Origin of the sequence: Bacillus paranthracis, assembly GCF_001883995.1 — a bacterium.
In the GTDB taxonomy this organism is placed as follows: Bacteria; Bacillota; Bacilli; order Bacillales; family Bacillaceae_G; genus Bacillus_A; species Bacillus_A paranthracis.
In genome coordinates, this window is the sequence record NZ_MACE01000019.1 from 1 (window position 1) to 15,783 (window position 15,783).

The following is a 15,783-nucleotide window of genomic DNA, read 5'->3' on the forward strand; positions in this document are numbered from 1 at the left end:
TTTAGCGATAACAGAAGCTGTAGCGGTTTGACTCTTTTCAACAGTAAAGTTGATAGGAGTTTGATTTAAGTCGTAATGAGTAGGAGCCTTTGTTTCAATGAATTGATAGTCTCCCGGACGTAAATCAGAAACAGAAATCTTGCCATCTTTATCAGTAGTTAAATCAGAACGAACGTCATTGCCGTTCATATCAACAATTTTAAAGATAGCTCCTTCAAGAGTAGAGCCGTCGATGTCATCGACTTTCGTTAATTCCACAGCGCCTTTTGTTAAGCTATTCTTAGCAGTAATGGAAGCTATTTTTTCTTGTCCTTTTTTAACTGTGAACTTAATAGGTGTTTCGTTTAAGTCATAATGGTTAGGAGCTTTTGTTTCGATAAACTCATAGTCTCCTGGCGGTAATTCATCCACAACTAAACGGCCGTTTTTATCAGTAGTTAAATCAGTACGGACGTCGTGTCCATCCTTATTAACAATTTTAAATACCGCACCCTCGAGTGTTGTGTTTTTTTCAACATCATCGACTTTAATTAACTCCACACTACCTTTCGTTAAGCTGTTAGTAGCTGTAACGAAGACATGCTTTGTTTGACTTCTTTCAATTGTGAACTTAATAGGATCTTCATTTAAGTCATAATGTTTTGGAGCTTTCGTTTCAATAAATTGATAGTCTCCAGGTTGTAAGTCTTTAGCGATGATTTTTCCGTCTTTATTGGTAACTAAATTCGTACGAATATCATTACCGTTCATATCAGTAATTTTAAATACCGCACCTTCTAGCGTTTCTTTCGCATCTAAAGAGTCAACTTTCGTTAATTCAACGCCACCCTTAGTCAAGCCGTTTTTAGCAGTAACAGAAACGTGAGTTGTTTGGCTTTTTTCGATAGTGAAAGGAATCGGTGTATTATTTAAATCATAATCTTTCGGAGCTTTCGTTTCTACGAATTGATAATCTCCTGGTCTTAAATTAGAAGCAGAAACTTTCCCGTCTTTATCAGTAGTTAAATTTGTGCGAACAATTTTCCCTTTCGCATCAATGATGTTAAATACTGCATCAGAAAGTTTTGTATCTGGATTTATATCATCCACTTTAATTAACTCTACCGCACCTTCAATTAAGCTGTTCTTAGCAGTGACTTGTAACTTCTCTGCTTGGCTTTTCTCAATTGTAAATTTAATTGGTGTAGCATCTAGTTTATAGTGCTTAGGAGCCGTTGTTTCAATAAATTGATAGTCTCCAGGATGTAAATCGGGAATAGAAACTTTACCTTTCGCATCTGTCGTAATGCCAGTGCGAACGTCATTGCCGTTCATATCAACAATTTTAAATACTGCACCTTCAAGAGCAGTACCGTCGATATCATCCATTTTAGAAAGTTCTACCGCACCTTTTGTTAAACTATTTTTAGCAGTAACAGAAATCGGTTCGGTTTGTCCTTTTTCAATAGTGAAAGGAATCGGTTCTTTATTTAAATCGTAATGTTTCGGAGCCTTTGTCTCGATGAATTGATAATCACCTGGACGTAGGTCAGGAACTCTAATTTTACCTTGTGAATTTGTAGTAAGATTCTCGCGAATTACAGTACCCTTCATATCAACAATGTTAAATACTGCGCCTTCAAGAGTAGCCCCGTCGACGTCATCCACTTTAGAAAGTTCAACGCCGCCTTTTGTTAAACTATTTTTCATAGTAACAGTAGCAATACCTTTTTGGCTTTTTTCAACTGTAACTACAATTGGTTTTTTGTCTAAATCATAATGTTTCGGAGCTGTTGTTTCGACAAATTTATACGTACCAGGACGTAAATTTTCAACAACGATTTTTCCTTCATTATTTGTTTTTAAATCTGTTTTAAGCACTTTCCCGTTTTGGTCTAGTAAATTAAATACCGCATCAGAAAGTTTCATTTGATCGTTTAGATCATCTACTTTAAGTAGTTCAATACTACCTTGTTGTAAGCTATTTTTAGCAGTTAAAGAAATAGCTTTCTTTTGTCCTTTTTCAATAGTGAAAGGGATCGGTGTTTCATCTAAAACGTAATGCTTAGGAGCTTTCGTTTCGATGAATTGATAATTACCTGGACGTAGGTCATCGATTTCGATTTTTCCTTTATTATTTGTAACAAGATCTTTATGGATTACAGTACCCTTCATATCAACAATGTTAAATACTGCACCTTCAAGTTTAGTGCCATCGATGTCATCTACTTTAGAAAGTTCCACTGCACCTTTTGTTAGAGCGTTTTTAGCCGTAATATGAAGAGTTTCAGTTTGGCTTTTCTTAATTGTAAATTCGATCGGTTTTTTATTTAAATCGTAATGTTCAGGAGCGATTGTCTCAACGAATTGATACGTACCAGGACGTAGGTTTTCAACAATGATTTTTCCCTCATCATTTGTTTTTAAGCCTTCTTCAACTACTTCTCCGTCTGCATCTAATAAATTAAATACAGCATTAGCGAGCTTCGTATCAGTATCAATATCGTCAATTTTTATTAATTCAACGCTACCTTTTTTTAAAGTATTTTTCCCTGTAACATTGATCTCTTTCGTTTGACTTCTTTCAATTGTAAATGGAATCGGTGTTTCGTCTAATACATAATGCTCAGGTGCCGTTGTTTCAATAAATTGATAGTTTCCTGGACGTAAATCAGAAACCGAGATGTCACCATTGTCGTCTGTAACAAGGTTTGTGCGAACTTCGTTACCATTCATATCAACAACTTTAAAGATTGCACCTTTCAACATTGTACGATCGATGTCATCAATTTTCGTTAATGTGACTGCACCTTTCTTTAAGCTGTTAGTAGCGGTAACGTTAATATTTTCTTTTTGACTTTTTCCGATAGTGAACGGAATAGGATCTTTCCTTAAGTCATAGTCTTTTGGAGCTTTTACTTCAATAAATTGATAGTCACCTGGACGTAAGTCAGAAGCAGAAACTTTACCATGTTCATCGGTAGTTAATCCTTTACGAACTACCTTTGTTGTATCATGAGCATCAACAATTATAAATTCTGCGCCTTCAAGAGTAACGCCATCAATGTCATCAACTTTTGTTAAAGTAACGCCACCTGTAAGTAAACTATTTGTTACAGTGACAGGGACTGGAAGGTCATCCTTGCTACCTTTTTTAATCGTGAACTTAATAGGCGTTTGATCTAATTTATAATGTTCAGGAGCTGAGATTTCAATAAATTGATAATCTCCTGGTGCTAAATCAGGAATAACTATTACTCCGTAATCATCTGTTTTTAAATCTTTCGCAATTTCTTTGCCTGTTGCGTCTTGTAATGTGAACACTGCGCCGGCAAGAGCGATACTACTCTCCACATCATCTTCTTTAATAAGTTTAACTTTTCCTTTCGTTAAACTATTTTTAAATGTAAGTGGAAGAAGTTTTTGTTGTCCTTTTTCGATTGTAAATTCAATAGGTTCTACATTTACATCGTAATAAGTTGGAGCCTTTGTTTCGATAAGTTTATAGTTACCAGGACGTAAGTCGTCAACAACTAGCATTCCTTTACTATTCGTAACAAGTTCCGTACGAACATCTTCATTTGTATCTCTATTAACGATTTTAAATACCGCACCTTCAAGTGTTTCCTTTTCATCTGCAGCATTCACTTTTGTTAATTCAATACCGCCTTTTGTTAAGCTGTTTTTAGCAGTAACAGTAGCCGACGTTGTTTGACTTTCTGTAATTGTGAACTTGATTGGATTTGTATTTTTATCGTAATACTTCGGTGCTGTTACTTCGATAAATTTATAGTCGCCAGGGCGTAAGCCAGTAGCGATGGCTTTACCATCCGCACCAGTTTTTATATTTTCGCGAATGACTTTCTTTTCATCATTAGCATCGACAATTTTAAATACCGCACCTTCAAGAGCTGTACCATCGATATCATCAACTTTCGTTAATTCAACATCTCCTGGTTTTAAAGCATTTTCAGCTTTCACAAGTAGAGTTTCTTTCTGACTTCTATTGATTGTAAATTCAATAGGTTCTGCTTGCAAAACATAATGTTCAGGAGCAGCTGTTTCAATAAATTTATACGTACCAGGACGTAGCTTATCAGCTTTTGTTTTTCCATCAGCATCTGTAGTTAGGTCAGTACGAACATCATTATTATTTACATCAACAATTTTAAATACGGCACCTTTTAGAGGCTTTTTATCACCGAATTCATCAACTTTTAATAATTCAACTTCTCCTGTTTTTAAACTGTTTGTTGCCGTAACGGTAGCAAAAGACTGTTGGCTTTTGTCAATTGTAAACTCGATAGGGTTTGTATTTAACGTATAATCCTTAGGAGCTTCTGTTTCAACAAATTTATACGTACCAGGCTCTAAGTCTGTAACAGTTACTTTACCGTCTGCACCAGTTTTTACATTTTCGCGAATGACTTTCTTTTCATCATTAGCATCGACAATTTTAAATACCGCACCTGCAAGAGCTGTACCATCGATATCATCAGTTTTTGTTAAAGTGACGCCACCTTTAATGAGGTGATTCGTCGCAGTAACAGTAACTGCTTTCTTTTGACTTTTTACAATCGTAAACTCAATCGGTTTTTTATCTATGTCGTAATCTTTCGGTGCTTTTTCTTCGACAAATTGATAGTCTCCAGGGCGTAAATCTTTTGCTTCGATTTGTCCTTGATCATTTGTCGTTAATTTTTCATATCCACGAATTACATTGTTATGTCGATCGCGTACACTGAACTCTGCACCAGCTAAAGTTTTTCCATCTTTATCGACTTTTGTTAAAATGGCCGATCCTGGAATTAAACTATTTGTTGCAGTTCGGTTTATTACTGTTGTTTGATCTTCCGCGATTTTAACCTCAATTAGTCGATCATCTAATTTATAATGTTCAGGAGCTTTTGTTTCTTGTAAGTAGTAAGTTCCTGGCTTTAAATTATCTACAGTAATTTGTCCTTGATCATTTGTTGTTAATTTTTCGTGTTCTGAAATTATTTTTTTGTCTTTATCAAGTAGTGTGAAAACGGCACCTTGCAGTGTTACGTTTTTGTTCAGGTCATCAGACTTTGTTAAAACTACTTTCCCGACAAACTTCTTATTTACAAGTTTATATGTTGTAGTCTCTTGTGTACCAAGTTCAACAATTTTCCCTTGTTTTAACTCCCAGCTAATTACATAGCCTTCAGGAGCCTTTGTTTCTTTTAATAAATATTTATCGCGTTTTAAGTTATTAAATTTAGCGATACCATCTTTGTCTGTTGTAATTTTACGGATAACAGTTTTACCTGTACGATCGTATAAAGTGAATTCTGCTCCAGCTAATGGAGTGTTCTTATTGTCGTTATCTACCTTTATAATTTCAAGGTTTCCACGACCTTTAGTAGCAGATCCTCCGCCGGAACCGGAAGACATTCGTACTTCAATCGTTTCGGTAGTTTCTGTATTTGTTACTGTTAACTTATTGCCTGTGATTTTTGCTTTATTACTTACTTTTTCTTTATCGTCTGCATTAATAAATGAACGATATTCTAAAATATAAGCTCGATCAATTTTCTTCAAGAAAGCAATTTCAAAATGTTGCTTTCCGGTATTATTGTCTGTTGTTATTTTGAGTTTATAGTCTGTTCCTTGTTTTAATTCATTTGCTGTATCTTTTGTTACATTTCCATAGTAATCGACAGTTGTAGGATATAAGTGGAATGAATCTTCCACAAGTACTTGATTGTCTGTTGGATCGTCTGTTACAACTGCGTCTGCAATGGTCGATTGGCTTTCATTAATTGCAATACTCCAATTAATATAGTTGTCATCTTGCACAGCTTTTTTAGTAACGAAGCTGCCACCTTTATTTACTTGAGCATCACCTTTAAGCGTGTTTACAATTTTAGAGCCATCTTTTAACTCTGCCTCGTTTTTGTAGATGCCTTGGATAAGTTCACCATCGAGGCTTGTTTTAAAGATAATATAGTAAGGTGAATTAATTGATTGTTTGAAATGAACCTTTAGGGTGTTTTTATTTTTCTCTGTAGGTTCTTCAAGTTCATATTTCTCAGTTGGTACAGCATTACCAGGTTGTGCATTGTCAGGACTTCCATTTAAAATCATATCGCGCACTTCAATGGATCCTGGTACTAACTTTTGTTTATCTTGTATTACGTCTATAACATATGGGTCTTTAATCTCAACATTATTATAATTAAAACCTATTATCCAAGTGATTTCTTTCGTTTGGGCGTTATAAGAACCGTATTTATATCCATTCGCCTTTGTGAAAGTATCAGGATCAAAGTCCGCTTCAACTTTATTTGATTGTGGATTGGACCCTGCGTCTATCCAAGATAGGTTACCTGTATTTTTAAATGAAGTTTTACCACTTTCTAATTTTGTATAGTCAAAGTCTGTCGTATATTTTACGACTAATGTCTTTGTCATATTAGACTGATATGTACCTATAAGGGTAATTTTGAAACCTTTATCTGTTACATCTAAAACATAATCAGTCCCAGCTTGAAGGGTATAATCTCCGTCTTTAATTTCTAGTTTTTTATCTTTTAATTGTAATCCACCATGGTCAAAGGTATCCGTAATGATCGCGTTGTTTAATGGATAGTTGTTATTATTTACCGTAATTGTCCAGGTTGTTGTTTTGTCTTTATAGTTTGTTTCAGCTTTATTATTAGATTTAATAATATTTTGCTGCTTGAAGCCAACTTCATTTTCTTTACTTGAACCATTATCAGCTGTAACTGTATTTTTTATTTTTCCATCTTTTATGACATTACTAGTTGGCTTTGTTTTATAGGAAATTACATAAGCACTATTAATATCCTCATTAAACTGTAAGTCGAATCCATTCTTCTTGTTAGTTACAGTGTAATTATTAACAGTATCTCCTGTTACAAGCCTTCCATTATCATCGTAGGAAGCGTTTTTCACAACGATAGAATTTGCATCTAGTTCATGTGTATCGTCAAAAATATCTTTTAAAAGTGCATCAGTTTTTTTGATATTTTTTTGATCACCGTTGTAAGTAATTGTCCATTCAATCGTTTGCGTCTTTGGATCATATTTACTTGTTTTGTTTAAATGTGTACCACGAGAAACCGTTACAGTGGAGCTTGCGTTTTGTTGTTTTTGATTATCACTCGTTATCGTAACGTTATTTCGGAAGTCTTTTACATTTTCATCAGTAATTTTTGTGGCATATTCGATTTGGTATGCTTTACTGATATTCTCCTTAAAAGCAATCTCCAATTTTGAACCATCTGATGAAATAATTTTGTAATCTTCTGGATCGGCTTCTTTACCACGTGTTGCGTTCCCGTTAACATCAACTTCTAAATAATAAACTTTAATAGAATCTTTATTTAAGCTTGTACCTTGTGGGATGTTATCTTTAAAAACGGCGTTTTTAAGGGTGTCTTTCGTTTTATTCATCTCTACTGTCCAATTAATCTCATTTGTATTAATTGGTCTATCAGGTAACCCCTTTTTATTCGTGGCTGTTTTTACATTAGGCTTAAAGTCAACTGTAATAGAAACATCGTTATCTTTAATTGGGAAAGGAATTTCTTGTGTTGTTGTACCTTTAATTTCAGCTTTATTAAATTCTGTCTTTAATTGTAGGTTACCAACAACATCTGGATGTTCTTCAACATAATCATTAAATGTCATCGTGACTTTTCCATCTTTTGTAACAGTAAAGTTACCAATTGGATTATTTTCACTATCGTATAAAGGACTGTTAATTGTATTGTAAATCTTAAAGTGTTTAGGAAGATCAAAAATATAGTAATCTCCATTTTTAACATTCATCGATTTTAAAAGTTCCCATGTAAACTCAATATTGGCAGGGGAATCTGTACTTGGACGGTTATCCTCTGTAAATGGTTTTCCGTCTTTATCCGTCAACTTTACACCCGTTAAAATGTTTGTTGTTATTTGCTTTGGACCTGAATTTGTACTCTCAGCAGGATCGCTTGCTAGATTTTGTTCTTGGTTATCAGCAGCAGGTTTAGTTGCTGGATTTTGTTCCGGATTGTCAGTAGCAGGTTTAGTTGCTGGATTTTGTTCCGGATTGTCAGTAGCAGGTTTAGTTGCTGGGTTTTGTTCCGGATTGTCAGCAGCAGGTTTAGTTGCTGGATTTTGTTCCGGATTGTCAGTAGCAGGTTTAGTTGCTGAATCTTGCTCCGGATTATCAGTAGCAGGTTTAGCTACTTGATCTGGCACTTGTTTATTAGTATCCTGTTTGGTGCCATCTTCTTTAGAATCTTCTACTTGAATAGGAACTGTTATAGGCTGAACCAGTGTTCCTAAAGGAAAATCGATTTGAACTGATTTCTCTTCAGCTTTTAAAGTTGGGTTAAACACAGTATCAATTTTAATTTTTCCTTTAGCATCTTTCGAATTTTCTACTTGATCATTAAATATTAGTTTTAATTTATTATCTTTAGCTGTTATAAAATATTGACCAATATTTTTTTGATCTGTTACTAAATCTCCTTGTAAATCTTTAGATACTTTTAATGCAAGTGGTATTTGAATTACTGCTGTATCGTTTGCATGTACAACTTGTTGATCTTTTATTGACCAAGCATATTCTACTTGAATGGTTGATCCTATCTTTATTAAGTTGTTAGGATTTTTTGCTTCGTCAATAATATGATCCGTTGCATCTTTCATCTCAACAGTGTCAAATAATGAAGTTTCCTTTAAAGTCTCAGCTTTTGCCTGATTGTACGGGAAACTAATAAACTGTGAAAATAGTACAAATACAATTGAACATATATTGAAAAGTTTTTTCATTTTGCCTCCTTTGAACATTCATTTGTTCACTGAGGAATATATTCCACATGAACAAATGGAATATAAAAAAAGTTAATTGTTATAAAGTCTTTGTTGCTACTATCCCTCCGTTTCTATGTACGTTCTCTGACAGAATAGATGTTTAATTAAAGGCATATATAAAGTAACGTAAAAATCTGGAATATACATATTTCGACAAAAAATGTCGAAATTATGCTGATAAAAGGAACGATATCAGACCTTTATATACAAGAGCATTTTCTTGTGAATGTGTTATGAACTGGATAGTCATAAAGGTAGGTTTTACGATACATGCTAACCAAAGTAATGTATCCCAAGTTAAAAGTTTGTTTTTTGCTTTAAAATTATGTGGAAAAAATCTGAATAGGGTTGATTTTGGTTAGGGTGAAGACAATATGCACTTTGAAAATATTCATTTATGTAATCTGAAATTGAGATAATTGTATCTTAAGAATGTCACTTATTACATTTATGAAAATTAACTTTCTGCCTAGAGAGAGTTGTACAATTTGTGGACCGAAGTTAAGATGGTACAGTTCCTTTTCGGATTTAGTGGAATATAAGTTATTTATAATATTCGGCTAAATCATTACTGCGGTCATTTTTGAAGCTGTTTTACATAAGAAAAAAGAAGGTATCCCTTTTGATAATAGTGTTATCTTCTCTTAAAGATGATTATGAATAACCTTCGCTAAAGATTATATACTTAAATGATAAAGAGTTCAACAGCGGTTTAACAAATATTTTCCAAAAATTAAAAATGACCGTTTTAGTAGAAAAATTCTAAAAAACGGTCATTTTTAATTTTATATTTCTGTTAAAATAATCGGTTCGCCGCGTGTTACGACAACTGTATGTTCACATTGTGCAACAAGGCTTTTATCAGGTGTAACGAATGTCCAACCATCATCGCCACGTTCGATAATGTGATCAGCTTTCATAGAAATGAATGGCTCTACAGCGATAACAAGACCGTCTTTTAGAAGCGCATTATCCATTGGATCAAAATAGCTTAAAATGTGGTTTGGTGCTTCATGTAAGCTAAGACCAATACCGTGGCCAGTTAAGTTTTGAATAACATTGTATCCATTCTTATGTGCAAAGTTTGAAACGGCACGACCAATTTGGTTTTGTTTTGAACCAGCTTTCACCTTTTTCATTGCTGCCCAAAAGGCATCAACAGCTGCTTGGCAAAGCTTTTCTTTTGCTTCATCTTCTCCAAGTACAAATGAAATACCTGTATCTGCATAATAACCATCAAGTGCTGCAGATACGTCGACATTTACAAGGTCGCCTTCTTTTAATACACGATCACCTGGAATACCGTGAGCAACTTCTTCATTTACACTGATGCAAGTTACGCCAGGGAAATCATATTCTTTTTCAGGCGCAGAAATAGCACCATGCTCATCTAATACTTTTTTGCCAATCAAATCAAGCTCTTTCGTTGTCATACCTGGCTTCGCTTCTTTTTTCATTTCTTCACGTGCAAGCGCAACGATGCGGCCGATTTTTCGTAAGCCTTCTAAATCTTGTTCATTACGAATAATCATGAAAACCACTGTCCTTCCTCGAATATATATCTTATCCGATTGTATCATGTTTATTTTCGTCCTGCTACTCGCTTGCGGTATGCAGGCTGATTCCTCTCATAAAGAATACATGACAATTGTCATATCGATGTCATGACGCATCATACTGTTTCCTAAGTTTTCCAAGGAATACAATGTAAATATAAGAAACAGCGGGGGTGGAGAGATGGAAAAGATTATTGAAGTAAATAGTGTTTCTAAAACATTTAAACATAAAAAAGCAGTAAATAACGTTTCATTTCATGTGAGTAAAGGAGAAATCGTAGCACTGCTTGGACCGAATGGTGCAGGGAAAACGACGACGATGTCGATGATGCTTGGATTAAAGGATCCGACGGAAGGAATGGTTTCTACATTTGGAAAGAGTCCAAAGCATAGAGATGTTCGTAATAGACTCGGCGCGATGTTACAAGAAGTAAGTGTTATTGATAGCATTACGGTGGAAGAGGCAATTGAGTTATTCCGCAGCTATTATACGAATCCGATAGCGAAAGAAACGTTGCTACAGTTATCGAATTTAAAATCGGAACGAAAGCAAAGATGTGAGAAATTATCAGGTGGTCAAAAGAGAAGGTTAAATTTTGCACTCGCACTTGCAGGAAATCCAGATTTGCTATTTTTAGATGAACCGACAGTTGGAATGGATATTACGTCTCGAAGAACGTTTTGGGAAACGATTCGAAAGTTAGCAAGTGAAGGGAAAACAATTATTTTAACGACGCACTATTTAGAAGAAGCGGATGCATTGGCGAATCGTATTTTATTGTTTGCAAATGGAAAGATTATCGCAGACGGTACACCAGATGAGATGAAAGCGACGATTTCACGAAAAACAATTACATTTTATTCGAAGGAAAGTATTCCTGTAAAATTATTAAAAGGGTTACCAAGCGTAACAGAAGTACAATCAAACGAAGGTCACTTCACTTTAATAACTGAAGATACGGATGCAACCTTAAAAGCAATTTATGAAAAGAACTTACCTGTAACAAATATTTCAGTTGAACGTGGAAGTCTTGATGAAGCATTTGAACAGTTTGTCGCAAATCAGAAGGGGGAAATCGCATGAAAGCTTTATGGATGCAATGCAAAATAGAAATTTTACGTACGTTCCGCAATAAATTATTTATCTTTTTCTCATTATTAATGCCAGTTATGTTTTACTACATTTTCACTAATGTTATTCAAGTGCCACAAAACGGAGATGCGTGGAAAGCGCATTATTTAATCTCAATGGCGACGTTTAGTATTGTAGGGACAGCACTTTTTAGTTTCGGTGTAAGGATTTCTCAGGAAAAAGGGCAAGGGTGGACACATTTGTTGAAAATTACACCACTTCCAGAGGGAGCGTATATAACAGCAAAGATCATCGCTCAAACAGTAGTAAATGCTTTTTCAATATTAGTTATCTTTATTGCAGGAATATTAATTAATCATGTGGAGTTAACGGTAGGGCAATGGATTGGTGCTGGATTATGGTTGTTGTTAGGTGTAACACCATTTTTAGCACTTGGAACAGTAATAGGTTCTATTAAGAAGGCGGATGCAGCAGCGGGTTTAGCGAATATTTTAAATATGAGTTTAGCTGTAATTGGCGGTCTATGGATGCCAATCGAAGTATTCCCGAAAATATTAAGATCTATCGGTGAATGGACACCAACATATCACTTCGGAAGTGGTGCATGGGATATTGTAGCTGGAAAATCAATTGGTTGGGAAAATATCGCGGTATTAGGAGGTTATTTCCTTATATTTGTTGTAGTATCAATATATATAAGAAAAAGACAGGAAGCGGTATAAATGACAGAGAAGAAGAGGATTGAAATTTTTCCGAAACATATGGGATTCTTTCCGTATATGTGGCTCGTTTACTTGTTATTTCCAATTTATAATTTAACACAAGTATCGGGATGGAAGCTTGTAATAGGAAGCGGTATGTTGATAGTTTTCATGATCACATACCGTCAACTTTATTTTGTTCAGAAGACGTTTATTTTATGGGCTTGTACTCAAATGATACTTACGCTTTTATTTGCTTTATTTTATAATCCCTTCATGATATTCTTTGGCTTTTTCACAGCAAGTGCAATGGGGTTTGCACCAAGTAAGAAAATATTTCGGATATTACTATGTTTGTTAGTTGTAATGCTTGGAGTATTTGTATTTATAAATATGAATCAACTAACACCGACAAGTTTAGTAAATATTGTTCCGATGTTTATTTTAATGCTTCTTACACCATTTGGAATGCGCAACTTTAATCAGAAAAAGATGTTAAGAAATCAATTAAATGAAGCGAATGAGCAAATTAAGGACTTAGTAAAACGTGAAGAGAGGCAGCGTATTGCAAGAGATCTTCATGATACGCTCGGGCATACACTATCTCTTATTACGTTAAAAAGTCAGCTCGTGGAGAAGTTAATTGTAAAAAATCCGGAGCGTGCAAGTACGGAAGCGAAGGAAATTACACAAACATCTCGCACTGCTTTAAAGCAGCTAAGGGAATTAATTTCTGATATGCGTATGATTACAGTAGAAGAAGAGCTTGAGCAAATAAAAGCGATCTTACAAGCTGCTAATATTGAATTAGAGATCAAACAAGAAACGAGTGCAAGTTCGCTATCACCCATTGAACAAAATATTTTAGGAATGTGTTTACGTGAAGCTGTTACGAATGTTGTAAAGCATAGTAAGGCGACGCGGTGCATAGTTTTTGTACGAGAATTACAAGGTGAGTTGATTTTGACAGTAGAAGATAACGGAATTGGTTTAGCGGATCAAAATCACGATGGGAATGGTATTCGTGGTATGAAGGAGCGAATCGCTCTTATTGATGGATTTGTTGAACTGGGTACGATTAATCCAGGAACACTATTAACAGTAAAAGTTCCAGTTGTTATTCGAACAGGAAAAGATGAGGTGAAGGCATGATTCGAATTATTATTGCAGAAGATCAGCGAATGCTTCGTGGTGCGTTAGGAGCCCTACTCGATCTAGAAGATGATATTGAAGTAATTGGGCAAGCAGCGAACGGAGAAGAGGCACTAAAACTAATTGAATCATTAAAACCCGACATAAGTATTATGGATATTGAAATGCCAATTCAAAGCGGATTAGATGTTGCAGAAACGTTGAAGAAAGAAAAATCGGCATGTAAAGTGATGATTTTAACAACATTTGCGCGCCCTGGATATTTTGAACGAGCAATGAAAGCTGGTGTGCACGGATACTTATTAAAAGATAGCCCAAGCGAGGATTTAGCTGCATCAATTCGCAACGTAATGAAAGGTAAACGAGAGATTTCTCAAGATTTAATGTTCGGCTTATGGCAGGAGCAAAATCCGTTATCAGATCGTGAAAAAGAAGTATTGCTACTTGCGAAAGAGGGAAAGACGGCAAATGAAATCGCCAAGGCACTTTATCTTTCGCCAGGTACAGTACGTAATTATATTTCTGAAGTATTAACGAAGCTTGATGCGAAAAATAGAATTGAGGCAATTACAATTGCGGAAGAAAAGGGATGGATATGAAAAGAAGTTTACCTATGAATGGTAAACTTCTTTTTTTCTTATAAACAACGGTTTCACTAGAGAATTACGTCTTAGTTGAATTGCTTGGAAGTTGAAGTGTAGTACATAATGAAGATTTTACTTCATTTTTCGACAAAAAATTTGTTATAGTTAGATTAAGTTGTTGGTCTAAATTTTGGACCAATTTGCCACTAATAGTTGTAATTACTCCATTTTTATCTACTTTTACAATGAAATCTTGACCATATACTTTATAGTTTTTGAAAGATTGTTCAAGATGAAATTCGGTTTGATTTTCTTTATCGGTAGGTTGAAATTCTCCATTTTTTTCAGTTTTTACTTGCTCTTGTTGAGCCTTAGCCCCATTTACCTCACCTTTTAAATAGTTTTTCGCAATATTTTCTTTCGTATCATTTTGGGGTTGTGTTAATTTCTAAATTGTTAAACTAGGCTGAGCAATTTCAACTTTTAATTCATTTTGTCTAATTCTTGGGTGTGGATCGCTTTTGCTGATAAAGGATAAAAAAGACCGAGTGTAATAAAAGCATGGGCAAGTTTTCTATAATTTATCTATAATACTCCTAATCTATTATTGTATATGGGATGGATTGTATGAAAAATTTGCCGAATTTTATATATATATATTATGCATTATTTCATATCAAAAATTGTCGAATTCACTTTATTGTAGTGGTATGACAACTCGAAAAATTAGATTGTTATAGTGGGATGGTGAGTAAGTATGCACGCAGAAAAATTAGGAAGTGAAATTAAGAAAATTAGGGTGATGAGAGGATTAACACAAAAACAGTTATCCGAGAATATATGTCACCAATCGGAAGTGAGCCGAATTGAATCGGGCGCGGTATACCCAAGTATGGACATATTACAAGGTATTGCAGCAAAGTTACAAGTTCCCATTATCCATTTTTATGAGGTACTTATCTATTCTGACATTGAAAGGAATAAGCAGCTAAAAGACCGAATTATTACGCTTTGTAAGCAAAAGAAATATAAGGAAATTTATAATAAAGTATGGAATGAGTTGAAAAAGGAAGAATATCATCCTGAGCTTCAGCAGTTTCTTCAATGGCAATATCATGTGGCTGCTTACGTATTGAAAAAAATTGATTACGAATATTGTATTTTAGAATTAAAGAAATTGCTCAATCAACAATTGGTAGGTATAGATGTATACCAGAACCTGTATATTGAAAACGCAATTGCAAACATTTACGCTGAAAATGGCCATTTTAAGAAGAGTATTGAGTTATATGAAAATATATTAAAGCAATTAGAAGTATTGCATGATAATAAAGAGTTTGATGTGAAGGTGAGACATAATTATGCAAAGGCATTATACTTAGACAATCAATACGAAGAAGCACTTTGTCACGCAAATAAAGCCATTGAACTATCGTGTCAAATTAATAGTATGACATTGATTGGACAGTTATACTATCGAAAAGTTGAGTGCCTAGAAAAGCTAGAGTGTGATAGAGCAGAAATTGAAGATGCTTACGAAAAAGCTTACTTCTTTTTCGATATATTAGGAAACCATACATTAAAAGAATCAATTATAAAAAGGATGAAGAAATAAAAAAGATTTAAAAAGAAAATATGCATAATTGCATAAGATGTGGATAAATTTTCATGATATATTTAAAGAAAAAATGTGGGTGATGGAATATGAAAAAACTACTTATTGGTAGTCTGTTAACGTTAGCAATGGCATGGGGTATTTCATTAGGAGATACAGCTTTAGAGAAAAACCAAGTAATTTCTCATAATGATCAAGAAGTACAATTAGCTTCAGATGTACCTTTTGAATATTAAAAAAAACAACCGTC

At 34.4% G+C, this 15,783-nt stretch carries 8 protein-coding genes and 1 pseudogene; 6 read left to right on the plus strand and 3 right to left on the minus strand.

Going from position 1 to position 15,783, the window contains the following annotated elements; all coding sequences use genetic code 11:
- Positions 1 to 8,790: SpaA isopeptide-forming pilin-related protein (locus BAQ46_RS10385; RefSeq protein WP_071741894.1), on the minus strand; the 8,790-nt coding region annotated here is incomplete at its 3' end.
- 827 nt (positions 8,791 to 9,617) lie between these two features.
- The gene (map, locus tag BAQ46_RS10390) at positions 9,618 to 10,412 is read right to left on the minus strand and encodes a type I methionyl aminopeptidase (protein WP_097889515.1); all 795 of its coding nucleotides are present in this window, start codon (positions 10,410 to 10,412) and stop codon (positions 9,618 to 9,620) included.
- A 157-nt stretch (positions 10,413 to 10,569) separates the two neighbouring features.
- On the opposite strand from map, the gene BAQ46_RS10395 reads away from it, so the two are divergent.
- Genes BAQ46_RS10395 through BAQ46_RS10410 form a run of 4 tightly spaced genes read left to right on the plus strand, consistent with a single transcriptional unit; the run spans position 10,570 to position 13,933 of the window.
- Complete coding sequence (locus BAQ46_RS10395) at positions 10,570 to 11,472, plus strand: ABC transporter ATP-binding protein (RefSeq protein WP_071741895.1); 903 nt, start codon at positions 10,570 to 10,572, stop codon at positions 11,470 to 11,472.
- Positions 11,469 to 12,203: an ABC transporter permease gene (locus BAQ46_RS10400; protein WP_061131882.1), complete on the plus strand. Its 735-nt coding sequence runs from the start codon at positions 11,469 to 11,471 to the stop codon at positions 12,201 to 12,203. The genes BAQ46_RS10395 and BAQ46_RS10400 overlap by 4 nt, the downstream gene beginning before the upstream one ends.
- Positions 12,204 to 13,334: a sensor histidine kinase gene (locus BAQ46_RS10405; RefSeq protein WP_071741896.1), complete on the plus strand. Its 1,131-nt coding sequence runs from the start codon at positions 12,204 to 12,206 to the stop codon at positions 13,332 to 13,334.
- Entirely contained in the window at positions 13,331 to 13,933 is a 603-nt protein-coding gene (locus BAQ46_RS10410; protein ID WP_000619249.1) for a response regulator transcription factor, read from the plus strand. The genes BAQ46_RS10405 and BAQ46_RS10410 overlap by 4 nt, the downstream gene beginning before the upstream one ends.
- Before the next feature lie 67 nt (positions 13,934 to 14,000).
- On the opposite strand, the pseudogene BAQ46_RS10415 reads toward BAQ46_RS10410, so the two are convergent.
- Positions 14,001 to 14,503: pseudogene (locus tag BAQ46_RS10415) on the minus strand (M4 family metallopeptidase); the annotation flags it as partial.
- A gap of 172 nt (positions 14,504 to 14,675) precedes the next feature.
- Between BAQ46_RS10415 and plcR the strand changes: the two are divergent.
- The gene (gene plcR / locus BAQ46_RS10425) at positions 14,676 to 15,533 is read left to right on the plus strand and encodes a transcriptional regulator PlcR (protein ID WP_000542931.1); all 858 of its coding nucleotides are present in this window, start codon (positions 14,676 to 14,678) and stop codon (positions 15,531 to 15,533) included.
- A gap of 89 nt (positions 15,534 to 15,622) precedes the next feature.
- On the plus strand, positions 15,623 to 15,769 hold the full coding sequence (papR, locus tag BAQ46_RS10430) for a quorum-sensing peptide PapR (protein ID WP_000734728.1): 147 nt from the start codon (positions 15,623 to 15,625) through the stop codon (positions 15,767 to 15,769).
- Positions 15,770 to 15,783 lie beyond the last annotated feature (14 nt).